We start from the raw sequence: 23,250 nt of genomic DNA on the forward strand, positions 1-23,250 counted from the left end.
GCTTACCGTGGCATGGGGCGCTCCGCGGCCGACAATGGCCGCTTCGACCCCATTGCCGCGGTCTCCCTTTAACAGGTACGCTTTGAGCTTCAGTTAAGTCGGTTGGCGGTCGGCCCATAGTCTGAATGACAAGGCTGTAAGGGCAAAAAATGCCGCAATAGGTTGCATAACGCGACCTAATGTGGCATTTTAGCGTTATGAGACGTTGCGACGCGGATCGAACTCTGTCATCTGAAGTTTGCGTTCCCCGGATGCAGTCAATAATCTATTACGAAAGAGGCTCCCGACATGTCAATCAGTGTACGTTTAGACGATGAATTTGTTAGCGACATCAAGGTTCATGCTGAAGCGGCAAGCCGAAGCATACCCAAGCAAATTGAGCATTGGGCCAAAATAGGGCGTATTGCCGAAGAAAACCCGGATCTGCCCTATGGTTTTATTCTTGAGACGCTGTTAGCGCAGAGTGAAGTTAAAAACAATAAGGTATCCCGCTATGCCAGAAGGACAAGCCGGTCGAAGGATTGATGTATACGAGACGCGCCGTTTCTCGAAGGCCCTGGCAAAGCTGCCCAGGGATGTGCTCGCAGCCGTTGAGGACGAGATTGACGCCATCATCGCCGATCCTTCCCTCGGCGAACAGAAAAAAGGGGATTTGCGCTTCCTGCAGGTACATAAGTTTTCATTGAACAACCAATTGATGCTAATCGGGTATAGCTGGATTGAGAACCGGCTGGAACTCTACCTGCTGAGTTTTGGTACTCATGAAAATTTTTACCTGGAGCAAAAAATTCATCGTAAAGCCGATCTTAAGCTTATTGAATAACGCCGGCCTTCGGGTTGCAGAGTTTGGCGTAGCGTATAAATCAGCAGGTATTTAACCCTATTAATATTAAGGACAACCTGGCCCGTTTGGCGGTAAACTTGCCTATCGTTTGCCAGGGAGCACGTTCGGAAAATGCAAGTAGATGAAGCGGCGATGAGGCAATTGATAGAACGCTGGCGCGGCGATCCGGCCGGTACCTATCAGAGCTGGTTTTTATGGCCGGAGCGCATCTAGAATTTCCGCTCCATCCGCCGCGGGATTGCCCTGGTGGTGTCGGAAATTGAAGCCGGTACCTTCGGCAATCTGTATCGAGGTTCTTCGCTTGAGACCATCGTGCATTCCATTGCCGAACAGCGCCAGATCTTCAAAGGCGCCGATCACGCTTTTTTATGGAAGCCGAAGCTGCGCATTCCCGATATTTATGAAAATCCCGGCAATCAACGGGCGTTTGGGCATCTGCTGTTTTCCTGCGCCGGCTGTATCCACGCTGAGCAAATTATCCACGCTATCCATGATATCGACAGGCTAGGGATCAAAGGGCTGGGACCGGCGGTGGCTAATCTGCTGTATTTTCTGCACCCTACGCTTATGCCGCCGTTTAATACCGCTATCGTCAAAGGCTACAACGCGCTGACCGGCGCCAATGTGAAACTTGGCAAATGGACGGAATATCTTGCCATGCGGCAGGGCATCATGGCCCTTAACCATCGCTACGGCCCTTTGTTATCCAACGATCTCGGCGCCATGGCCGGGCTACTGTTCGATCTGGGCAATGAGCGATATCCCGCACCGCCCAGGGCTGATGACCTGGGGGCTCGGGAGCGGTGGGCGGCGGATTTGGCACAGGTGCGGGCGGAGGGCGCCGCCATGGCAAAAGCGCGGCAACAGGCCGGTGACAATGACCGTACCCATACCGAAATCCAGGGCTGGCTGCGCGATTTGGGGCTGGCCTTGGGCTACAGCGTCTGGATTGCCGCCAACGATCGCCGCCGCGCTTACGACGGCGGTGTGCTGGGACAAGGCTGCCTGGAACAGCTGCCGCCGGATATTATCGCTTCCCCGGCCGCCGATGCTATCCGCCTCATCGACGTACTTTGGCTTGACGCAGGGCGGCAGCGGGTGATGGCGGCTTTTGAAGTGGAGCATACCACCTCGATCTATTCCGGGATCGTGCGCATGCTGGATTTGGCCCTGAGCGGAGATACCCAGGCCAGCGAAGGCCTTTTCCTGGTGGCGCCCGACAATCGCGAGGCGGAAGTGCTGGCGCAGCTGCGCCGTCCGGCGTTCAGCCGGGTGGCGGATCTGCGGGTGCGCTACCTGACCTATGGCGAATTGGCGGAGAATCGCCAGGCGCTGGCGCGTTTCGGGCAAGGGATCAAAGGCATGTACGCCATTTCCAAATGCTTGCTATAACATCCTGTTCTCTAATGATTATCTTGCAATCGATTCCGCCAATGCCCATCGGTGCGGCAAATAAAGACAATAGCCGCAAAATCGCATCCCCTTACGGGGGGGCAAGAATCCCCCGTAGCTATATTAGCCAAAATCAAACCGCGTATTCACCTCATCCCGGTCGTTAAAGCTTAATTCCACCGTTTCACCGGTTATCTCCACGTCATCGCGCTTTTTCAGTTCGTCCAGGCAGGATGCGGAAACATAGATATATTCCAGATGGAGGGTGTCTTTGATCCACACCACCTTGGCCCGGTCAAATTCAATGCGATTACAGGTCTTAATGGCTACCGCCAGCGCGATGCGATCGTTGGGCAGGATTAGCGGCAGCTTGCCGGCGTTGAGATTGGAGGAGGTAATGACATTGGTGTAAAACGCCGAGAAGTCGATTTTATTGAAAAAGTTACTGGTAATGATATCGGCATTGTTGATACAGGCGGCATTGCCATGGGACTCGTCCGTCAGGTCGCGCACCCAGATTTTCTGGATGGGGGGCGCGACAAATCCCTCTTTCACATTGGTTGAATTCCGGCCGGTGACATTGGGATCCATGCCGGCGCCGCTGACCTCTTTGCCGAACCGCTCCACCACCAGCACGTCTATACTCTTTAGCAGCAGTTTTGGCAATCGGGTCTTGGCCCGTGCCAGGATCGCCGGTTCTTCCGCCGCGATATCCTCCACCGGCAGCGCGACGATTTCGCAGGTTTGGTCATAGGCGTTTTCCACCAGGCCGATGCCGATGGCTATCGGGGCCTTTTCCATCACCAGTTTCGCGGCAATGGGCATCAACTGGCCGAACGAGGGTATTTCATGGCGGTGTATGGAGCTGGCGCCTATGTGCTTGCCCAGGCCGATAACCATCATTTTCTGGATGCCGCTTTCCACCGGACCCTTGAAGTCGGTATGGGGCTTGACGCGCCCGATGGCGATTACCGCATCGCTTTCATAGGCATTTTTATCAAACCAGATCCGCAGGCCGTTTTCCAATTGTCCCAATTCCACCGTATCCATGGAGGAGACAACGGGACAGCCGACGTTACCTTCAGTAATGCCGAAGCCGGCGATGACCTGGCGCTGGCCTTCGGCGGTGGCGCCGCCGTGGCTGCCCATGGCGGGGACCACAAAGGGACTCCCGCCCCGTTGTTTTACTTCGTGCACCACGGCGGTAATAATTTCCCGCAAATTGGCGATGCCCCGGCTACCCGCGGTAAGCGCCACCCGCATCCCCGGCCGGATTTTGGCGCTCACGGCGGGTTTGGCAAATTCCGCCGCCACCTTGGCTGGAATGTTCTCTACCCGCTGGGGGTTGAATTTCTGTTTTACCCGATGCAGTCTCGGCCACGCCATATCAAAGCCGTCCTGCAGTTTTATGTCGGTATTCTCAAACATGGCCTGACCTTATGCTCCGGTTTCACGGCTGGTATTTGTCGCTTTAGGCAACCCGGCGGCGGCTTCAGGTGACTTTGGGTGGGTAAGGTGCCCCGGCAGGGTCAGTGTGGTGAGAAATCCCACCAGCAATATACCCGCCAGGCAATAAATGCCGGTGGAAAGGCTGTATTGAGAAGTCATCCAGCCAATCATGAACGGGCCGACAAATCCCCCCAGATTACCCAGGGCGTTAATCACGCCGCGCGCGCCGCCGGCCAGATGATGGGGAAACAGCACCGGCGGTATGGTCCAAAATACGCTGGAAGCAGATTCATAAAACAGCCCGCACAGCACCAGAAAGGTAAATGATACCCAGATATAATGGCTGAATTGCGCCGAACAGATTAAAAACAGCGCAAATCCGAATAGGGATAGCGCGATGAAAAATTTCCGGTTGTTTCTTTTATCCGACAGCGACGAAATAGCATAGGTGCCGATAAGCATGGCGACATAAGGTAATGTGGATAAGAATCCCACCGCGCCGATGCCCATGGTGGTGAGGTTTTTAATCATCGTCGGCAGCCAGAAGCTGAAGCCATATATACCGGTCTGGTAGCAAAAATAAATGACTACCAGTTTCCATAGGCTGTTTTGTTTTAAAATTTCCATCAGCGAGCCGGTATGAATACTTGCTTCCTGCTCTTCTCTGATTTTGTTGTTGATATAACTACGCTCTTCTTCGCTTATCCAATCGGCGTCATCCGGCCGGTTGCTGATAATCGGGAACCAGATAAACAGCAATAACAGCGACATCACCCCTTCGATAATAAACAGTTCCCGCCAGCTCCAGCGGCTGATAATCCAGCCGGCAATGGGACCGTTGATAAAGTTGGCGATAAAGACAATACCGCCGATAAATATCGCGTTGGCCCGGGCGCGTTCGGCGTTGGGAAACCAGTTGGAGATAATGATCAGCAGCGCCGGAAAGACACCGCCTTCCGCCACCCCCAAAATGAAGCGCAGCGTCAGCACCTGCCAGTCTTTTTCCACAAAGCCCATCAGAATCGAGGTGGCGCCCCAGCCGACAATGGTATAGGCGATGAATTTTTTAGCGCTGCCCCCGGCGGCAATCAGCCCGCCGGGTATTTGCAGCAGCAGATAGCCGATAAAGAAAATACCCGCCACCAGTCCGGCAAAGGTGGTTGATAAACCCAGATCTTTATCCATGCCGCCGGCGATGGCGAAACCAATATTCACCCGATCCATCAGGGCAACGATATAAACCAGAAGAATCGGCGGCAGGATCCTTACCCATCTTTTATTGGGAATCACGTGCGGATCATTGAGCATAGCATTGCCTCTCATTGTGTTTGGTTCGCAGCTGAAGTTGTTATATTGACTCGCCATACTCCAAGGGACTGACTGTCTGTTTTTCAGTGCGTCCACTTCGCTAACATCATTTTGTCTATGGTTTTCATTAAAACTGTTTGGATTTCTTAAGCCCGCTTCAAACCGCCGCGGTTGTGATTTATTAACCACCAATAACCCGCTGTGGTTTTTGTGAACTGCCTCTCATTGATAATCGTTTTTTAATGAAAGATGTCTTGTCTGTTAACGAGATTATGAATAACCTGTAATCCTGTCAAACAGGTTGTGGCGTTAGCGTCCGCTGTTTTCTTGAATTGCGAAACTAATCACAAAAAGCACCGAGTGAGCCGACATGAATACGTTTGAAGACTTGGGTTATTGCAAAGTGGATGTCCAGCGCGAGAGCCGGACCGGTTTCCCCGAGGTGATTTTTGGTCAGGGCAAAACCGTTGCGCAGATAGCCGGTATCTTTGATCGCTTGCTAAGTCATCATGGTAAGGCCATGGTGACACGGCTTGGACCAGGCAAGGCGGCGCAGGTAATGGCGGCCTTTCCTGAGGCCCGCTACGACGCCGGGGCGCGCATTCTGTGCCAGGGAGGCGCCAAAGCCCGCTTTGCCGGAGAAGTGATGGTGCTGTGCGCCGGAACCTCGGATCTGCCGGTGGCGGAAGAGGCGGCGCTCACCGCCGAATGGATGGGGTGCCGGGTCCGCCGCCGCTACGATGTGGGCGTCGCGGGCATCGACCGGCTATTGGCCTACCGCGACGAAATCGCCCGGGCCAGCGTGCTGATTGTGGTGGCCGGCATGGAAGGGGCGTTGCCAAGCGTGGTGGGCGGCTTGACCGGCAGCCCGGTGATAGCCGTGCCCACTTCGGTGGGTTATGGCGCGCATTTCCAGGGGGTGACGCCGTTGCTGACCATGCTGACGTCGTGCGCCGCCGGCGTCAGCGTGGTGAATATCGATAACGGTTTCGGCGCCGCTTACCAGGCGGCGCAGATCATGAGGCTGGTGAATGAAGGGGCCCCACATGCCGCTGCTCTATCTTGACTGCCAGTACGGTATTGCCGGGGATATGATGCTCTGCGCCCTTGTCGGCGCCGGGGCGGATCTCGACTATGTCATCAGGCACTTGAACGGCCTGCCGGTGGATCCCTTTGTGCTGGGGGTCTCGCCGGTTAACCAGCACGGCATCGAGGCGAAAACCCTGCAGCTTTTCTTCCCGCTGGCCGATGCCGGACCGGCGCCTTTGGCCGCGCCCGCGCGGCATCTCCATCACCGTCGGGCCGCCGCCATATTGTCGATGATTGAAAGCAGTTCGCTGCCGCCGCGGGTAAAACAGCGGGCAGCGGCGGTTTTCAGCGTACTTGCCCGGGCCGAAGGGAAAATCCACGGTATCCCGCCGGGTGAGGTGCATTTCCACGAAGTGGGGGCGATGGACTCCATTATCGATATCATCGGCGTTTGCCTGGCGTTGGAAAGCCTGGATATTGACCGTATCATCGCCTCTCCGGTGGCGGTGGGCGGCGGTAAAAAGCAGATGGCCCATGGCTGTTATCCTATCCCGGCCCCGGCCACCGCCGAGCTGCTGCTGGGTATTCCCCTGGCGGATTTTCCGGTGGAAGGGGAACTGACCACTCCCACCGGGGCGGCGTTTCTCAATGCCCTGGCGGCCGAGTTCCGGGGCCTGCCGGCGGTCACCGTCAGGGCTATCGGCTATGGCGCCGGTAAAAAGCGGTTCAGCCATCCCAACATCCTGCGGGTAATGGTTTGCGAGAGCGCGGATAGCCGGCCGGAGCGTGAAACGGTGTTGACGCTGCAGTGCGAAGTGGACGATATCAGCGGCGAGAATCTCGGTTACGTCATGGAACGGCTGTTTGAGCAGCAGGCTTTGGATGTCTATTACACGCCGGTCTACATGAAGAAAAACCGCCCCGGCACCCTGGTGACGGTGCTGTGCCGGCCAGAGGACAGCGCCGCGCTGGAAGAGATACTGCTGCTGGAAACCTCCACCTTCGGCGTGCGCCAAACCCGCCACAGCCGGCTTATTTTACAACGGCGTATGGAACAGGTTGCCACACCCTATGGCGATATCGCGGTGAAGATCGGCTTTCGCGGCCGGCGGGTTTATCACATTGCCCCGGAATATGAACAGGTGCGGCAGGCGGCCAAAAACCACCGGGTGCCGTTTGACCAGGTATGGGACGCGGTCCGGCAATCGGCCAATGCCGACTGGGCGGACGCTTGCCTGAAGACCACCCAAGGAGTCCAAGATGCTGGAACAAAAATATGACGTGTTAAAGCAATCCCTGCAGGCGCTGGGCGACGTGGTGATTGCCTTTTCCGGCGGCGTGGACAGCACCCTGCTGCTGAAAGTGGCGCTGGATACACTGGGGCGGGACAGGGTGCTGGCGGTCACCGCCGACAGCGAAACCTACCCAAGGGAAGAGCTGCGGGCGGCGCAACGGCTGGCCGCCGAGCTGGACGCCCGTCATGAAGTCATCGCCACCTCCGAGCTGGCCATCGCCGGTTATGCGGAAAATACCCCCAATCGCTGTTATTTCTGTAAAAAGAATCTCTTTGTGAACATACTGCCGCTGATGGAGCGGCAAGGTTACCATCATCTCGCCTTCGGCCTGATTGCCGATGATATGGGAGAACACCGTCCCGGCGTCAAGGCGGCGCAGGAGTACCGGGTGCGGGCGCCGCTGCAGGAAGCGGATTTGTATAAAGCGGAGATTCGCGAACTGGCCCTGCACCTGGGGCTGTCCAACTGGGATAAGCCCTCCTATGCCTGCCTGTCGTCGCGGGTGGTTTACGGCGAGGAGATAACCCTGGTCAAGCTGCGGCGTATCGAGGAATCGGAGCGTTACATCCGGTCGCTGGGTATCCGCCAGGTCAGGGTGAGGGTCCACGGTGAAATGGCCCGTGTGGAGGTGGAGCCGGACGCCATGCCGTTGTTACTGATTCAACACGACGCCGTATCCCGGCGGCTGCGGGAACTGGGCTTCAAATGGGTAGCGATGGATCTGGGGGGTTACCAGAGCGGCAGTATGAACCGGATACTGGTGACGGAGATGGGAGACGGTGCGGCAAAATAGCGGGTTCTGGGGCGAGGAACCGAGTTGTAAAACGCCAAATAGCGGTTGGGACTCATTTGCCTGCCGACGATGTTAACCGGTCGATGGCAGAGCAGGTCTTTTTGATCAACGGCGCAGCATGTCCCAAGGCAAATAACGTCACTCTCCATCAACGGCCTGTGCTGTGTTTATGGCGATGAGCAATTGCACAGGCGCCGAATCCGTAATGCGTAGGGGGTTGGGGGGAAGTTTGATTTTCACCGTTCATCTCAAAATTATGAAAATTTGAGATCAATAGTTGCTGTCATGGGTTTTAAAAGCAAGCCTCGTCAACGAAAAGGCATTATCCCGCCTTCCCTTATTTCGGCACAGACCGACCAGACAGGATGGGTAAATCGCTCCGTATTCACACCGATGTAATGCTTTTGCCATTCATTTCGCTGCCCTGCTCAATCAGTGAGTTCACTGCGGTATCGAAGTGCTCCATCATGGCTTTTTTGGCGTTCTCGGCGTCCCGGGCGCAGACGAAGTCGCAAATCTTCTGATGCAGCTCAACGATGCGCTGTTCATATTGCAAATGCTCTTTTTGCGCCTCCAGACCGGCATAGACGGACTGTTTCAGCTGGGCGTGCAGGGCCTGCAGCAAAATCATGAACAGCGGGTTTTTCGAGGCCTGGGAAAGCACCAGGTGGAAGTGGATGTCATGCTCCACAAAGCTTTCGGTATTGTGGAAATTCTCGCGAATCAGCCGCATTTCCTGCTGCAGTAAGGCGAAATCCTGCTCGGTGCCGTTAACCGCCGCCATTTCGGCGCAGCCGATCTCCAGCCAGCGGCGTACCGAGAGGATTTGCGACGCCGTCACCTGCTCCGTGGCGGAAGCGAAGCCGAAGATAAGCTGCAATACGCTGGCATCGAAGTGTTTGATGCGCGGCACTTTGCCGCTTTTGATCTCCAGTACCCCCAGGGCCGACAGGGATCGGTATGATTCCCGCACCACACCGCGGCTGACGCCGAGATCCTGAATGATCTGCATCTCGCTGGGCACCGCCATGCCGGCGGTGAGATTTTCCCGAGGGATCAGTTCCAGGATGTAGTTTTGCACCTGGCTCGATAGCGTATTATGTTCCAGCAGCTTTTTAGTGGTCATGGCGATTCAATTCCCTCTTGATGAACGGTATGCGTCATACCGTTCAGTCCGGTGATAAATACCGCAAACAGTGCAGATATCAGACTGCTGACAACATGCACGGAACTCAAGCAGCCTGTTCCCACCGGGCACTTTGTTGTCAAACCCAGATATCATCGTTTTCTTCCCGCCCGCCGTCAATGCGCCCTATTGTCCGGTAAATTCCCGCCAAAAACCAGCCACCCGAGGCGGACGGTCATTAACCTTATGCAAAGGGACCGGCCCTGCGGCTAACGTTAATAGAAAGTGTGATCATATTATCAAATATGTTAACGATCCTGTAAACCTGTTTGACAGGTTTCAAGGCAAAATATACCCTTCCTCTAAGCTCCATATTCCCTGTCTCTTCTCCAAGATGACCGTTACCGACAACCTCACAGGATGATTGTTATGTGGAAAAACGATAAAGAGCTGTTTCAACTGATGCGCAGCAGGCTTTTTACCGCCGTGGTGGGGGACATCCTCGACACCCTGGGCTATTTGCATCAGTTCGTTTCTCCGGCCATCAAACCCCTGCACCCGGATATGGTGGTGGCCGGGCGGGCCATGCCGGTATTGGAAGCCGATGTGTATGAACAGCGCTCCACCTCCGGCCGCACCGCCATCGGTGAAAAGCCGTTCGGCATCATGTTCGAGGCGCTGGACTCTTTGCAGGAAGATGAAGTGTATATCACCACCGGAAGTTCACTGCGCTATGCGCTGTGGGGCGGCCTGATGTCCACGCGCGCCATGCATTTGCATGCCGCCGGGGCGGTGCTGGACGGTTTTGTCCGCGATTCGGCGGAGATTCTCGAACTCGGTCTGCCGACCTTTTCCCACGGCACCTATGCGCAGGATCAGGGGCCGCGCGGCAAGGTCATCGACTTTCGGGTGCCTATTGAATTTCACGGCGTCGCCGTGAAACCGGGGGATATCGTGTATGGCGACCGCGACGGCCTGTTGATTATTCCGCGGGAAATCGAGGGGGAAGCCATTTCCCGGGCGCTGGAAAAGGTCAATACCGAAAGCGATGTCCGCCGCGCCATTAAGGACGGTATGAGCACCGTGGAAGCATTTGAAAAATTCGGCGTGATGTAGCGCCATTGTCGGCGCGCTCAATCCGCTTGGGGTTCACCGCATACCGGGGACAGTGCATTCCCGGTATTAAGGAGATAAAGGCATGTTCAAAAAACACTATTCGAAGATCCTATTTTTGTTATTTATCGCCGGCATCGTGAATTATCTGGACCGGGCGGCATTCTCGGTTGCCATGCCCTATATCAAGGATCACCTTCATCTTTCTCCCACCGAAGTGGGGGTGATGCTCAGCAGCTTTTTCTTCGGCTATGCCCTGTTTAATTTTGTCGGCGGCCATCTGTCGGATATATACGGTCCGAGAAAAGTGTTTGCCATCGCCATGGTGTCATGGTCGCTGTTTTGCGGACTGACCGGCCTGGCGTTCGGATATGGCATGCTGTTTGTCGTTCGCCTGCTGTTCGGCATGAGCGAGGGGCCCATCAGCACCACCATTAACAAATGCATCAGCAATTGGGTGCCGCTGAGCCAGCGATCGCGGGCCGTGGGGATCGCCAATGCCGGCAACCCGCTGGGCGGGGCTATCGCCGGGCCTATCGTTGGTATCATCGCCGTGATGTGGAACTGGCGTATTTCATTTATCATCCTGATGGTGCTGGGTTTTGTCTGGACGTTCTTCTGGCTGCGATCCTTTACCGACCGGCCCCATTCCAATCCCCATACTTCCGCTCAGGAAGTGTCCGAATACGATGAAGAACAGCAAACCCTCCTTGCCGGGCAAGGGGACAGGCATAAGCTGCCTCTGCGTTTCTACCTCGCCCAGCCCATTGTGCTGTTTACCGGGCTGGCGTTTTTTTCCATCAATTACATCCTGTATTTCTTTTTGACCTGGTTCCCCAGCTATCTGTCGATGGAAAGGGGCCTGAATATAAAGGAAATCAGCATCGCCTCCGCCATCCCGTGGCTTATCGGCAGCGTCGGTATCGCCATTGGCGGCGCCACCTCCGACTGGATATTCCGTAAAACCCATAACCTGTTGTTTTCGAGAAAAATCATGCTGGTGGGGGGACTGATCCTGTCGGCAATCTGCTTAAGTTTCGCCGGCAGCGTGACGTCGGTGAACAGCGCGGTCAGCCTGATGGCCCTGGGGATCTTTTTCATGTACTTCTCCGCCGCGGCGCCCTGGTCCATCATTTCCGAGCATATTTCACCGGACAAGGTCGGCGGCGTGGGCGGGTTTGTCCACCTGATGGCCAACACTTCGGGCATGATCGCGCCGATCCTGACCGGCGTAATCGTGCAATACACCGGCAGCTTTATCGCGGCATTTATCCTGGCGGGGGCGGTGGGCGTGGTGGGGGCGTTAGGCGTGGCGCTGTTCGTCAAGCCGATACCCGGCGGAATCGTTAACGGGAGCCTTATCCATGACAATCGCTAATGCCTTCTCACTGGCCGGCAAAACTGCCCTTATCACCGGCGGGGCCAGCGGCCTCGGTTATGCCATGGCGGAATGCATGACCGCCGCCGGCGCAAAGGTGATCGTCGCCGGACGCAACGGCGAGGCCGCGCGCCAGGCGGCGCAAAACCTCGGTCCCGAGGCCGCCTGGGCGTCGTTTGATATCGGTGAAACCGGCAAGACCCAGGGATGGGTAGACAATCTGCTCACCACCCACGGGCAGATCGATATTCTGGTGAACAATGCCGGCAACCACTGCAAAAAGCCCATTGAAGAGATGACGGTGGCGGAATTCGAATCGGTGCTGGATGTGCATGTGGTCGGGGCCTTTGCCCTCACCAAGGCCCTGGTGCCGCATATGAAGCAGCACGGCAGCGGCAGCGTGCTGTTCATCGCTTCCATGACATCGTTCCTGGGGCAGCCCTATGTCAGCGGCTACGCGGCGGCGAAATCCGCCTATCTCGGGCTTATACACAGCCTGGCCACCGAGCTGTCCGGCGCCGGGATCCGGGTGAACGGCATCGCCCCCGGCTGGATCGACACGCCGATGCTGCGCAAGGCTATCGCCGGGGATGATGAGCGGAAAAATAAAATTCTCGGCCGCACGCCGATGAAAAAATTCGGCAAACCGCAGGATATCGGCTGGGCCGCCACTTACCTGGCCTCCGACGCCGCGGCGTTTGTCAGCGGTCACGTCCTGGTGGTGGACGGCGGGGCGCTGATCGGCTTTTGATTTATCCGGACGGGCTACGCTTCCCGCCCCGTGGAGTATCCCATGAGCAAAAGAGCACTGTTGTTAAACCCGAAAGATAATTGCGTGGTGGCGCTGGAGGACATCGCCAAGGGGGATGAGGTGAATTATGAGGGCGGTGAATTTACCGCCCTTCATGATGTGACCCTGGGACATAAGTTGGCCATTGTGGATATGGAGAGCGGCGCGCAGGTTTACAAATACGGCGCGATTATCGGGTCGGCGACCCAGACTATCGGCCGGGGCAGCCATATTCACTCTCATAACCTGAAGAGTAATTATATCGAAGGCTATCACCATGACGACGCCGGCTATTCGGCCTCGGGGGAGCAGGCATAATGCAAGGCTATATCAGGCCGGACGGAAGTGTCGGCATCCGCAACTCGGTACAAGTCATTTTTATGGTGGAGTGCGCCAGCCATGTGGCGAAGAATATCGCCGAATCTTTTCAGCGGCCGGACGTGCAATTTTTCGGTTTCTCCGGCTGCTACCCCAGCGACTATGGCTACCGGCTGGTAAAGAATCTGGCGACCCACAGCAACGTCGGCGCGGTCCTGATAGTTTCCCTGGGGTGCGAAAACTTCGATCGCGATGGGCTGGCCCGGGAGGTAAAAGCCAGCGGGCGTCCCTGCCATCTGCTGGTGATCCAGGAGAACGGCGGCACGCTTGAGACCATCAAACGCGGGAAAGCCCTGGTGGCGGATATGCTGGAAGAGATTGCCCGGGTTCCCCGGCGTGAAATCGACTTCAGTGATTTGATTATCGGTACTATTTGCGGCGGTTCCGACGGCACCAGCGGCATCACCGGCAATCCTGCGGTGGGCCGGGCCTTCGATTACCTGCTGACCCAGGGTGCCAGATGCATGTTTGAAGAGAGCGGGGAGCTCATCGGCTGCGAGGATCATATGATGGCGCGGGCGGCCAGCGAAACGGCCCGCGAACAAATCGACCTGGCGATGCGCAAGGCTAAACGCTACTACTCCATCATGGGGCTGGGCAGCTTTTCCAACGGCAATGCCGTGGGCGGCTTGACCACGCAGGAGGAGAAATCCCTCGGCGCTTACACCAAATCAGGCGACAGTCCCATCAACGGCGTGATCTTGCCGACGGAAGTGCCTCCGCGGCCGGGTTTGTATCTTATGGATGTGGTGCCCGACGGCGAGCCGCGTTTTGGTTACCCCAATATTAACGATACCTCGGAAATCATCGAGCTCATCGCCACCGGTTGCCATGTGATACTGTTCACTACCGGCCGGGGATCGGTGGTGGGATCGGTCATCTCGCCGGTTATCAAGATTTGCAATAACCCGCAAACTTACCGCAACCTCAGCGACGATATGGATGTCAACGCCGGGCGCATTATCAGTGAAGGGGCTTCTTTGGATGATGTGGCGCAAGACATTCTGAACTGCATCCGCGCTGTCGCCGGCCAGGAGCTCAGCTGTTCCGAACGGCTGGGACACAGCGAATTTGTCCTGACCTATAAAGCCTTTGATTATGAGAAGAGCGGCTGCCGTATCGCCTGAGATAAGCACGGCAGGCGGCCTGGCGTTTGGGGGCTCCCCAAACGCCGTCCCATACCTTATTTGCCGCATGGTCCGCCCCCAGCGGAGTTTTTCCAAACGACGCCCGCAGCGCAGCATCGCCGCTGCGTTGACATCTGCTATTCAGCATTGATCACCGTAAAAATGCCTCATGTTTTAAAATATATTTCCATTTTTTGCCATGGTATTAATTTATTTAAAACAAAGTTTGTTCTTTATAAATTTATGTTCGTCAAAAATGTCGTGGCGACAGTATCGACATTAATGCCGTTCATCGCCGGGGCGCAAATAAATAACCCAGTACGTCAACCCCACTAACAGGCCGCCGCCGATAATATTGCCGATGGTTACCGGAATAAGATTGTCGGTAATAAATTGACCCACCGTCAGGGCAGGAAATTGATCCGGCGTGGCGTGAATTCCTTGCCAAAAAGCCGGGGACGAATAATCACGGATAATAATAGCCAATGGAATGAGAAACATATTGGCGATACTGTGCTCGAATCCGCTGGCGACAAACATTCCAATGGGCAGCAGCATGGCGAACATTTTATCGCTCAGGGTGTGTCCGGAATAACTCAGCCATACCGCCAGGCAAACCATTAAATTGGCCAGAATACCAAGGAATACCGCCTCCACAAAGGTATGGTGCATCTTATGATCGGCGGTCTGCAATACGTTTAATCCCCAACCGCCGTTGGATGACATGCCCTGCCCGGCAAACCAGATCAAGGCAACGAAAAACAGCGCCCCCGCCAGATTGCCGAAATAGACATTAATCCAATTCAACGCCAGCTGTTTCCAGGTGATGCGGCCGCTGGCCTTGGCCACTACCGTTAATACCGTGGAGGTAAAAAGATCGGCGCCGCATACCACCACCAGAATCAGGCCGAGGGAAAAACAAAGGCCGCCCACCAGTTTTACCAAACCGCTGGCCGGGGCCGGTCCGGCGGTCACGGTAATATAAAATGCAAAAGCAATGGAGATAAACATACCGGCGGTCATTGCCAGGAAAAAGGTGATTTCCGGTTTTTTCATGGTCTTATAAACGCCGGCCTGCTCGGCCACTTTTGCCATTTCCGCCGGCAGGCGCAGATCAAATGAATTTTCGATGTTCATAATGACTCCCGATTATTAATTATCTATGGCATGGTAATAACGGTTATTGCTCAATAAAGTAGGGACTTGGAAAATAAAGGTCCTTAAATTAAATGCATTTCTCATACCATAAAGATGGAAAAGATATGTTCCTGATGGCTTTTCGTGGTAAACCGGAAGACTGACAGCAAATATATCGCGTAATAAGAATTATTTACATTTACCGTTTACGATTGGGAGGAATGAAAACCGCTATGTATTTAATTATACAACGAATTGCTTTTACGGCGCTAATGTCTCCCCGTCGGCAGAGATAGGCCATAAAACACCGTATCAGATCAAATTAATGAACCGGCCGAATATTCTTTCCATCCGTACTCCTTTAAACTGAAAAAAATGTTTAGGATGGCCACGAAGCAACGCTGATGCTGAAAACGTCGAATGATAGTGAAATAAACGACCAATGGCAGGAAGCGATAATCCGGATCTCGCAAACCCTCTTTTTTCAGCGGGACGACGCATCGATATTATCCGCTCTGATGCCTTTGCCGATTCCCTGCCGGTTCATCGATCTGGTGCTGTTCCTGCCGCGCCGCCATTTCAGCTGCGATCGGGACGGGCCCCGAGCCGGCCCCGAGCCGGATCTCGAGCAAGATCTGCCGGAAAATCACAGCCGCTGCGTGCTGCCGGTAGCCTCTCCCCGCCGCCGGTTCGGCGACGTTTATTTTACCCGGACCGACGGATATCATTACAGCCAGGATGAGCGTGCGTTTTTACGCCGTCTGGCGCAGCTGCTGGCGGTAGCGCTGGAAAATCTCGCTGTGCAGGATACCCTGCGTCTGGAAAACGAGGTATTGCGCCATGAGCGGGATCACCACCGGATTTTGGTGGATGTAACCAATTCCGTGCTCTCCTGCCTGGATATGGACGCGTTGGCGTCAGAAGTGTCGAAGGAGATCCATCGGTTTTTCGGCATTGACTATATCAGTCTGGCGCTATGCGAGAACGCCGGGGAAAACGTTCGTCTTAATCGGTATGTCACTCACTATCAAGCCGGCAAGCCCATGCGGCGCGAGCAAACACGTGTCCCCCTGGCCGGTAATGCCCTGGCGCAAAGGGCACTGGCGCAAACTGAACCCCTGGTTATCAATTTGCAGGATGAGCCGCAGTGGGCGGAGGATGATCCGCACCTGGCCGCAATGCTGCGGGAAGGGGTACACACCCTGTGCCTGTTGCCGATGCTGTTCGGCCATAAGCCGCTGGGGATTCTGAAACTGGCGCAATACCAGCAGGGTATCTTCAGCGAGTCCAACCTGCGGTTGCTGAGCCAGATTACCGCCCGCATCGCCATCGCGGTGGATAACGCCCGCGCCTACGACGAAATAACCCGGCTGAAAGACAATCTGGAACACGAAAATATCTGGCTCAACGAACAGATGTACAACAGCGGCAGCTTCGGCGAGATTATCTGGAAAAGCGCGGCGATGGGGGCGCTGCTTGAGCAGGTGCAAATGGTGGCGGACAGCGACAGTACGGTACTGATCCTCGGTGAGACCGGCACCGGCAAGGAGCTCATTGCCCGCGCGATCCACGAGCTCAGCGCGCGCAACGGCAAACCCATGGTGAAGATGAATTGCGCCGCGGTCCCGTCCGGCCTGCTGGAAAGCGATCTGTTCGGCCATGAAAAGGGAGCGTTTACCGGCGCCACCACCACCCGTCACGGCCGCTTTGAACTGGCGGAAGGGGGAACGCTGTTTCTCGACGAGGTGGGGGATTTGCCGCTGGAGCTGCAGCCCAAGCTGTTGCGGGTGCTGCAGGAGCGGGAAATCGAACGGCTGGGGGGCAGCAAAGTAATACCGGTGAATGTCCGGCTCATCGCCGCCACCAACCGCGACCTCAAGGACATGGTGGCTGAGCGACAGTACCGCAGCGATCTCTACTACCGGCTGAATGTCTTCCCGATTCTCATTCCCCCCCTGCGTGAGCGGCCGGAAGATATTCCGCTGCTGGCAAAGTTCTTCACCCAGAAGATTGCCCGCCGCATGAACCGCACCATCGACAGCATCCCCGGCGAAACCCTGCGCCGGCTCAGCCAGCTCTCCTGGCCCGGTAACGTCCGCGAGCTTGAGAACGTCATCGAGCGGGCGGTGATACTGACCCGTGGTACCCAGCTTAATCTGCGGCTGGATGAACTGCAGCCCGCCGTATCGCCGCCCGTCGTTCGCCCCCCCGCACCGGAACCCGCCATGCACCGCCCGGCGCCCGTCCCGCTGGAAAACGACGAGACTGAGCGCCAGCGCATCATACAGGCGCTGCGGGAAGCGAACGGCATCGTAGCGGGTCCGCGCGGCGCCGCCATGAAGCTGGGGGTTAAACGTACGACGCTGTTGTCCAGAATGCAGCGGCTGGGCATCTCCCCGCAGGCATGGTAGGCCCGCGATCACCGAACGTGCCGCAAAGGTGTTAAAGGGAAAGCATGCCGAAGGGGTCGAAGCGGGCGTGGTTTCCCCGCCCGCCGGAGCGACCCTTGGCATGGTAGGCCCGATGCCACGGGCCCGATGGATGTTCTAAGCAGTAGTGATGGCAGGAGTGATAGCGTCATCCACCGCATTACGCAGCCGCGCCTTCAAATGGCTGTATTCGGTTTGCACATAGTTTTCCGCCCAGCGCTGATCGTCAATCATTTCCAATTTCACCGCGCAATACTTATACTCCGGCGTCTTGGAAATAGGATCCAGATGATCAATGGTCAGCTCATTACAGGCGCCAATCCACCATTGGTAGGTCATATAGACCGCCCCAAGGTTAATGCGCTCGCTCACCGCCGCACGGGTAATGACCTTACCGCGGCGGGAAGAGACCCACACCAATTGCTGATCGCGAATGCCCAGCTTCTCGGCGTCCTTAGGATTAACCTGCACATAACCCGGCTCATCCGCCAGGGTGGCCAGCGCCGTACAGTTACCGGTCATAGAACGGCAAGAGTAATGGCCCACCTCCCGAACGGTGCAGAGCACCAGCGGGAACGCATCATCCACTTGATCCAGCGGCGGCCGCCATTCGGCGGCGAACAGCAGGCCCTTACCGCCGGGACGGTCGAATTTATTGCCTTCATACAGCCACGGCGTGCCCGGACTGCTTTCTTCCGTACAGGGCCAGGGAACATAACCGAATCCGGCCAGTTTCTCATAGGTGGCGCCGACGTATAACGGGCACAGCCCCCGCAGTTCGTCCCAGATCTCCTTGGTATTATTGTAAAACATCGGATAACCCAGGGCGGTGGCCATCAGGCTGATGATCTGCCAGTCGGTCTTGACGTTGAACTTCGGTTCCACCGCTTTTTCGAAGTGTTGGAAGCCGCGGTCGGCGGCGGTATAGACCCCTTCGTGCTCGCCCCAGGAGGTGGACGGCAATATCACATCCGCCACCGACGCGGTTTTGGTCATAAAGATGTCCTGCACAATCAGCAGTTCCAGCTCGCTGAACGCCTGACGCATCACCGACAAATCCGGTTCGGTCTGCAACGGATCTTCACCCATGACATAGTTGGCTTTGATTTCGCCGCTAAGGATTTTGTGCGGCACATCGGTCAGGGTAAACCCGGGCTCGGCGGGCAGGGATTCAACACCCCAGGCGCGGGCGAATTTTTCCCGGGCCGCCGGGTCGGTCACCGGCTGATAGCCGGGGAACATATTCGGCAGCGCGCCCATATCGCAGGCGCCCTGCACGTTATTCTGGCCGCGTACCGGGCCGACGCCCACATTGGGTTTACCCAGGTTGCCGGTCATCAGCGCCAGTCCGGACAGTCCCTTCACCACATCCACCGCCTGGCCCCACTGGGTGACGCCCATGCCCCACAGAATGGTGGCGGTGGGCGCGGCGGCATACATGCGGATGGCTTCGCGGATCTGCTGCGCCGGCAGGCCGGTGATCTCTTCTACATATTCGGGGGTGTACTTGGCGACGATGGATTTGTATTCGTCAAAGCCTTCGGTATTGCGCGCCACGTAATCCGCATCGTACAGATTTTCATTAATCAGCACGTTGGCAAAGGCATTCACCAGCGCCATATTGGAACCATTTTTCAGCGGCAGCCACAGGTCGGCCAGGCGGGCGGTTTCAATGCGCCGCGGGTCGCAGACAATGATTTTCGCGCCTTTCTGTTTGGCCTTGAGGATGCGCCGCGCCACGATGGGATGCGAATCGGCGGCATTGTAGCCGAACACCAGCAGGCATTTGGTATCTTCGATTTCACAAATCGAATTGCTCATGGCGCCGTTGCCAAGCGTCACCTGTAAACCGGACACCGACGGGCCGTGGCAGACACGGGCGCAGCAGTCGACATTGTTGTTGCCCATGACGGCACGGGCGAACTTCTGCATGACATAATTGGTTTCATTACCGGTGCCGCGGGACGAACCGGTTTGCATAATGGCCTTGGGGCCATATTTCTCTTTGATATGGCGCAGCCGAGAGCTGGCGAATTCGATGGCCTCGTCCCAGGATACCTCTTCCAGATTACCGCCTTTTTCCCGGCGGATCATCGGGCTGCGCAGCCGTGGCGTCAGCAGGCGGGTATCATTGAGAAAATCCCAGCCGTAATATCCCTTCAGGCAAAGCTGGCCCTGATTGGTGACGCCATTGGCCGCCTCGGCGCCGACGACGTTCCCGTTTTCAACCAACAAATTGATTTTGCAGCCGGAGCCGCAGTACGGACATACGGTAAGTGCTTTATGCATTATGCCATACCCCTTGTGGAGGATTTTTTACTCATAAATCCCGTGTTGAATTAATAAGCGGTCAGGACAGGATGGCGCCGAAGCCTTCCAACGCGGCCCGCTGCCGTTTTTTCAGTTTCATGTTTTCCACCGCTTCATTGGTCATCAGGACCAATGCGTCGGTGGGGCAGGCGCTGACGCAAGCCTGGCCTTCGGGGCGGCCTTCGCATAAATCGCATTTCTGCGCTTCAGCCTTGATACTGTGCCCCGCCAACGGATTGCGTTCGTCGTAAACGTGCCGGGTAACGATATCCATGGCGCCATAGGGACATGCCACGGCGCAGGTCTTGCAGCCGATGCATTTTTCCTGCAAGACCTGGATATGGTCTTTGGCGTGAATAATCGCGCCGTTCGGACAGGCATTGGCGCAGGGCGCGTCTTCACATTGCCGACACAGCACCGGCGTACTGATGTTCCACTCCTTGATGACTTTCAGCCGGGGCAAAAAGTTCTCGGGATTCAGCGCGCCGGGGCGATTGCCGTTATGCGCGACCACGCAAGCGACTTCACAGGTAAAGCAGCCAATGCATTTTTGGGGATCGGCTATAACAAACCGGTTCATGTATTTCTCCTCGCGGTGCCGATGGTGGAAATGCCCCGGCCCGCCTCGGGCGATTAATAGCCTTATATAAAGCAGGGTTTATGCCAGTTTGCAAGTGAAACGGAATTATTTTAACCAATTGATATTTAATTGTTTTTTAACAGAGCTTAACAAATATATCTTGAAAATCATGCCCTTTATCGTCATATCGACAAAATTGACGATGCCGGCCCTGCTTCGACACAGCGGCCTGTCACCGCTGTATTATCCCTGCTGCCGCTGGTTTGGCTGTTGGACCCGTCGCTATTGAAATTGACACGGACGGCATCCGGCCGTTCACTCATTGCCATCGGTGGCATTGTCAGGGACCAGCCAGGGGAGCCCGCCGTCTCCCCGCCACTGCTCCAGCCGCTGGTAAAGCGCGTTCACCGCCCGGGTGACCGGTTCGGTCATGGGAAAATAAAACGCCACCACGTCCGGCTGAATGCCGACAAACCAGACCTCGGCAATATCTTCTTTCAACTGTTCGATAACAAAGCTGAGGGGCAGGTTATGGGTGCTCATGATAAACATCCCGGCGATATCCGCCGGATCGATAAGCCGGATGTCTCCGGGTATGAGCGTCATGTCGGCGGCGTCCACCACTACCACCCGCCGCGGCCGCAGGGCCCTTACGCGGTGGACGACATTTTCCGGCGTGGCGCCGCCGTCCACCGCCGTCCAGCCGGCGACCGGCTTGAGGGTCATCAGCTCCGCCAGCAGCGGACCGGCGCCGTCGTCCCCCATCATGCTGTTGCCGACGGTCAGCACAACGCTGAGATCGCTAGTATTGGCATTCATTTCCAGCTTCCTATGATAAGAAGACACAATGACATCAGGCCGACCGATCCAGTGAGCATCGGGCCTAGCCTGCCGTGGGGAGCCCGGTCGGCTTGCGCCGATTCGACCCCGCTTGGCATGCTCTCCCGATGTTCAGGCTCTCGGCAAACAGGCTCATATGCGTACGCATAGCAGCCTGTCCCGACCTGGCATTTTTGGCATACTCAGGTGCTTACGCACGGTTTTATACCCTTCTGACGATAAGATAGATGGCCGGCTCGCGGGAGATTTCCCCCAGCAGGGCTATGAGCCGGGCGCTCCATTCGTTAAAGGGCGCCGGCGCCTGGGATTGCAACGGGGCCAGCGCGTTGGCCAGCAGGTCGGTATGGCTGCTGTCGATGATGATTTCGCCGAAGGTCAGCAGACCGTGCATTTTGCGCCGCGCCTCCCCCTCGGGCAGCAGTTCCACCCATTCCCGATACTGCTCGAGGGGGCAGATAAGCTCTTTGTTGAGGCAGTCGATCACCCCTACGTGGTGGCCGATGGCCAGGGAGTAATACATGACCTGCTGCGCCTGGGCCGGCATATCGTCGTCGCTGTCGAGGAACTTCTGGCGCAATGACCAGATATAGACATCAGCCATGATGCAATTCACCCTGTAAGGTGTGCAGCAGCCGCTGGACGATCTCCCGCAGGCGGGGGTCGTCTTCGCGGCGCAGCCACTCCTCGACGCGCTGCGCCAGGACCGGGACGGTGGCGCCCGCCAGCAGGCCCAGCAGGCGGTCGCTGATTTTTCGGCCTTCCCGGTAGCCCGCCAGTTGCCGGGCTTCGCGCTCGACAATCACCCGGGCATGCAACGGCACGTCCGGCAGCAGCAGCGAGGCTTTCTCCCCCGGCTGTTCGATGTGCGTCTCGCCTTTGAGCTTTTGCTCCAGCAGGCCGAGGGCCACGGCGAAGCCATAAATGGTGGCCGCCGGCGTGGGCGGGCAGCCGGGAATCCAGACATCAATGGGCACGATGCTTTCGCTGCCGCTCCATACGCAGTAGAGATCGTGGAAAATACCGCCGCCGCAGCCGCAGGCGCCGTAAGAAATGCAGATTTTCGGATCCGGCGCCGCATCATAGGCGCGCAGGGCCGGGGTGCGCATGGCGCGGGTGACCGCGCCGGTAAACAGCAGGATATCGGCGTGGCGCGGCGACGCCACCACCTTGATGCCGAAACGCTCGGCGTCGAACAGCGGCGTAATGGCGGCGAAAATTTCGATTTCACAGCCGTTGCAGCCGCCGCAGTCAACGCGGTAGACGTAGGCCGAACGCTTGATATCCTTCAGCAGGGTCTTTTTCAGCGCCAGCGTGTGTTCATCGGGAGTCACGGGAACGCTGACATGATGATTCAACGGAATGTCCAGGCTCATTGGTTCTCTCTCCCCGTATTATGCCGCAACCGAAGGTTACGGTTGGCATGGAGGTTTTGATGGCGTTTGCAGTCCGGACAGGTTTCGAACTGCGGGCGCAGCGCCTCTACCGCCCCGTCGTCCAGACCCGAATGGGCCAGCAACGCCATCGCGTACTCGACGGATTTTTTCGCGATAAACGGCTGATGGCAAACCCGGCACTCTTGCAGGGCGAAGGTGGCGGTCACGTACAAATCCGCTTTTTGCGTGACCGCCATTTCGAACTCTTCCGACAGCGCGATGGCGCGGGTGGGGCAGACCTCTTCGCAGCGGCCGCAGAAAATGCAGCGCCCGAGGAACAGCTGCCAGCGCCGCTCGCCGCTGGCGATATCGGTTTCCATGGTCAGTGCGTTGGCCGGACAAACGCTGGTACAGGCGGCGCAGGCAATGCACTGTGCGGGGTCGTACTTCGGTTTACCGCGAAAGCCGGGGCAGACCTCCAGCGGCTTGAACGGATATTTGACCGTGGCCTCACCGGCTTTCAGGATGGTTTTAAACAGTTTAAACATTGTCCAGCCCT

The 23,250-nt window shown here is 56.6% G+C and carries 22 protein-coding genes; 12 read left to right on the top strand and 10 right to left on the bottom strand.

Translation table 11 applies throughout. The features are described 5' to 3' along the window. The first annotated feature begins 288 nt into the window (after window positions 1–288). From ACL2XO_RS07110 to ACL2XO_RS07120, 3 genes are all read left to right on the top strand, one after another. Window positions 289–525 (top strand): ParD-like family protein, encoded by a 237-nt coding sequence (locus tag ACL2XO_RS07110; RefSeq protein WP_132923117.1) that lies wholly within the window; start codon window positions 289–291, stop codon window positions 523–525. Beyond that, window positions 494–823 (top strand): type II toxin-antitoxin system RelE/ParE family toxin, encoded by a 330-nt coding sequence (locus tag ACL2XO_RS07115; protein WP_203522588.1) that lies wholly within the window; start codon window positions 494–496, stop codon window positions 821–823. Before ACL2XO_RS07110 ends, ACL2XO_RS07115 begins: the two co-directional genes overlap by 32 nt. Window positions 824–1,093: 270 nt before the next feature. Next, window positions 1,094–2,236 (top strand): type II restriction endonuclease, encoded by a 1,143-nt coding sequence (locus ACL2XO_RS07120; RefSeq protein WP_413742451.1) that lies wholly within the window; start codon window positions 1,094–1,096, stop codon window positions 2,234–2,236. A gap of 123 nt (window positions 2,237–2,359) precedes the next feature. Here ACL2XO_RS07120 and ACL2XO_RS07125 read toward each other — a convergent pair whose 3' ends face one another. Both ACL2XO_RS07125 and ACL2XO_RS07130 read right to left on the bottom strand, forming a co-directional pair. Beyond that, the gene (locus ACL2XO_RS07125; RefSeq protein WP_413742452.1) at window positions 2,360–3,664 is read right to left on the bottom strand and encodes a lactate racemase domain-containing protein; all 1,305 of its coding nucleotides are present in this window, start codon (window positions 3,662–3,664) and stop codon (window positions 2,360–2,362) included. 9 nt (window positions 3,665–3,673) lie between these two features. Next, a complete protein-coding gene (locus ACL2XO_RS07130) occupies window positions 3,674–4,993 on the bottom strand; it encodes an MFS transporter (RefSeq protein WP_203522582.1) in 1,320 nt (439 codons plus the stop codon). A 370-nt stretch (window positions 4,994–5,363) separates the two neighbouring features. Here ACL2XO_RS07130 and larB point away from each other — a divergent pair, with 370 nt between their 5' ends. The 3 genes from larB to larE are packed head-to-tail and all read left to right on the top strand — an operon-like array spanning window position 5,364 to window position 8,110. Further along, window positions 5,364–6,059 (top strand): nickel pincer cofactor biosynthesis protein LarB, encoded by a 696-nt coding sequence (larB, locus tag ACL2XO_RS07135; protein WP_132923113.1) that lies wholly within the window; start codon window positions 5,364–5,366, stop codon window positions 6,057–6,059. Continuing rightward, on the top strand, window positions 6,040–7,302 hold the full coding sequence (gene larC / locus ACL2XO_RS07140) for a nickel pincer cofactor biosynthesis protein LarC (RefSeq protein WP_413726751.1): 1,263 nt from the start codon (window positions 6,040–6,042) through the stop codon (window positions 7,300–7,302). Before larB ends, larC begins: the two co-directional genes overlap by 20 nt. After that, window positions 7,283–8,110: an ATP-dependent sacrificial sulfur transferase LarE gene (gene larE, locus ACL2XO_RS07145; RefSeq protein WP_413726752.1), complete on the top strand. Its 828-nt coding sequence runs from the start codon at window positions 7,283–7,285 to the stop codon at window positions 8,108–8,110. The genes larC and larE overlap by 20 nt, the downstream gene beginning before the upstream one ends. A gap of 385 nt (window positions 8,111–8,495) precedes the next feature. Here larE and ACL2XO_RS07150 read toward each other — a convergent pair whose 3' ends face one another. Continuing rightward, window positions 8,496–9,236 carry a FadR/GntR family transcriptional regulator gene (locus ACL2XO_RS07150; protein ID WP_413726753.1) on the bottom strand — a complete coding sequence of 247 codons (741 nt, stop codon included), beginning with the start codon at window positions 9,234–9,236 and terminating at the stop codon, window positions 8,496–8,498. 429 nt (window positions 9,237–9,665) lie between these two features. Between ACL2XO_RS07150 and ACL2XO_RS07155 the strand changes: the two genes are divergently transcribed. From ACL2XO_RS07155 to ACL2XO_RS07175, 5 genes are all read left to right on the top strand, one after another. Continuing rightward, window positions 9,666–10,352: an RraA family protein gene (locus tag ACL2XO_RS07155; RefSeq protein ID WP_203522570.1), complete on the top strand. Its 687-nt coding sequence runs from the start codon at window positions 9,666–9,668 to the stop codon at window positions 10,350–10,352. 82 nt (window positions 10,353–10,434) lie between these two features. Further along, the gene (locus ACL2XO_RS07160) at window positions 10,435–11,727 is read left to right on the top strand and encodes an MFS transporter (protein WP_132923107.1); all 1,293 of its coding nucleotides are present in this window, start codon (window positions 10,435–10,437) and stop codon (window positions 11,725–11,727) included. Continuing rightward, on the top strand, window positions 11,714–12,478 hold the full coding sequence (locus tag ACL2XO_RS07165; RefSeq protein ID WP_413742453.1) for an SDR family NAD(P)-dependent oxidoreductase: 765 nt from the start codon (window positions 11,714–11,716) through the stop codon (window positions 12,476–12,478). The genes ACL2XO_RS07160 and ACL2XO_RS07165 overlap by 14 nt, the downstream gene beginning before the upstream one ends. Window positions 12,479–12,520: 42 nt before the next feature. Beyond that, the gene (locus ACL2XO_RS07170) at window positions 12,521–12,835 is read left to right on the top strand and encodes a UxaA family hydrolase (RefSeq protein WP_132923105.1); all 315 of its coding nucleotides are present in this window, start codon (window positions 12,521–12,523) and stop codon (window positions 12,833–12,835) included. After that, on the top strand, window positions 12,835–14,022 hold the full coding sequence (locus ACL2XO_RS07175) for a UxaA family hydrolase (RefSeq protein ID WP_413742454.1): 1,188 nt from the start codon (window positions 12,835–12,837) through the stop codon (window positions 14,020–14,022). The genes ACL2XO_RS07170 and ACL2XO_RS07175 overlap by 1 nt, the downstream gene beginning before the upstream one ends. Window positions 14,023–14,301: 279 nt before the next feature. Here the strand turns inward: ACL2XO_RS07175 and focA are convergent, their stop codons facing one another. After that, window positions 14,302–15,159, bottom strand: coding sequence for a formate transporter FocA (gene focA / locus ACL2XO_RS07180; protein WP_413726757.1), 858 nt, complete (start codon window positions 15,157–15,159; stop codon window positions 14,302–14,304). 404 nt (window positions 15,160–15,563) lie between these two features. Here focA and ACL2XO_RS07185 point away from each other — a divergent pair, with 404 nt between their 5' ends. Next, the gene (locus tag ACL2XO_RS07185; protein ID WP_413726758.1) at window positions 15,564–17,570 is read left to right on the top strand and encodes a sigma 54-interacting transcriptional regulator; all 2,007 of its coding nucleotides are present in this window, start codon (window positions 15,564–15,566) and stop codon (window positions 17,568–17,570) included. 135 nt (window positions 17,571–17,705) lie between these two features. Here ACL2XO_RS07185 and fdhF read toward each other — a convergent pair whose 3' ends face one another. The 6 genes from fdhF to hyfH all read right to left on the bottom strand — a co-directional run bounded on the left by fdhF (window position 17,706) and on the right by hyfH (window position 23,239). Further along, complete coding sequence (fdhF, locus tag ACL2XO_RS07190; protein ID WP_413726759.1) at window positions 17,706–19,877, bottom strand: formate dehydrogenase subunit alpha; 2,172 nt, start codon at window positions 19,875–19,877, stop codon at window positions 17,706–17,708. A 61-nt stretch (window positions 19,878–19,938) separates the two neighbouring features. Continuing rightward, on the bottom strand, window positions 19,939–20,478 hold the full coding sequence (locus ACL2XO_RS07195; RefSeq protein ID WP_413726760.1) for a 4Fe-4S dicluster domain-containing protein: 540 nt from the start codon (window positions 20,476–20,478) through the stop codon (window positions 19,939–19,941). A gap of 315 nt (window positions 20,479–20,793) precedes the next feature. Beyond that, window positions 20,794–21,297, bottom strand: a complete 504-nt coding sequence (gene hycI / locus ACL2XO_RS07200; protein ID WP_413742455.1) for a hydrogenase maturation peptidase HycI — start codon at window positions 21,295–21,297, stop codon at window positions 20,794–20,796. A 223-nt stretch (window positions 21,298–21,520) separates the two neighbouring features. Beyond that, window positions 21,521–21,919, bottom strand: coding sequence for a formate hydrogenlyase maturation HycH family protein (locus tag ACL2XO_RS07205; protein ID WP_203522558.1), 399 nt, complete (start codon window positions 21,917–21,919; stop codon window positions 21,521–21,523). Beyond that, on the bottom strand, window positions 21,912–22,691 hold the full coding sequence (locus tag ACL2XO_RS07210; RefSeq protein ID WP_413742456.1) for an NADH-quinone oxidoreductase subunit B family protein: 780 nt from the start codon (window positions 22,689–22,691) through the stop codon (window positions 21,912–21,914). Before ACL2XO_RS07210 ends, ACL2XO_RS07205 begins: the two co-directional genes overlap by 8 nt. After that, window positions 22,688–23,239: a hydrogenase 4 subunit H gene (gene hyfH, locus ACL2XO_RS07215; protein ID WP_413726764.1), complete on the bottom strand. Its 552-nt coding sequence runs from the start codon at window positions 23,237–23,239 to the stop codon at window positions 22,688–22,690. Before hyfH ends, ACL2XO_RS07210 begins: the two co-directional genes overlap by 4 nt. Window positions 23,240–23,250: the final 11 nt, after the last annotated feature.

The organism is Sodalis sp. RH15, from assembly GCF_047324255.1.
Lineage (GTDB): Bacteria > Pseudomonadota > Gammaproteobacteria > Enterobacterales > Enterobacteriaceae > Acerihabitans > Acerihabitans ligni.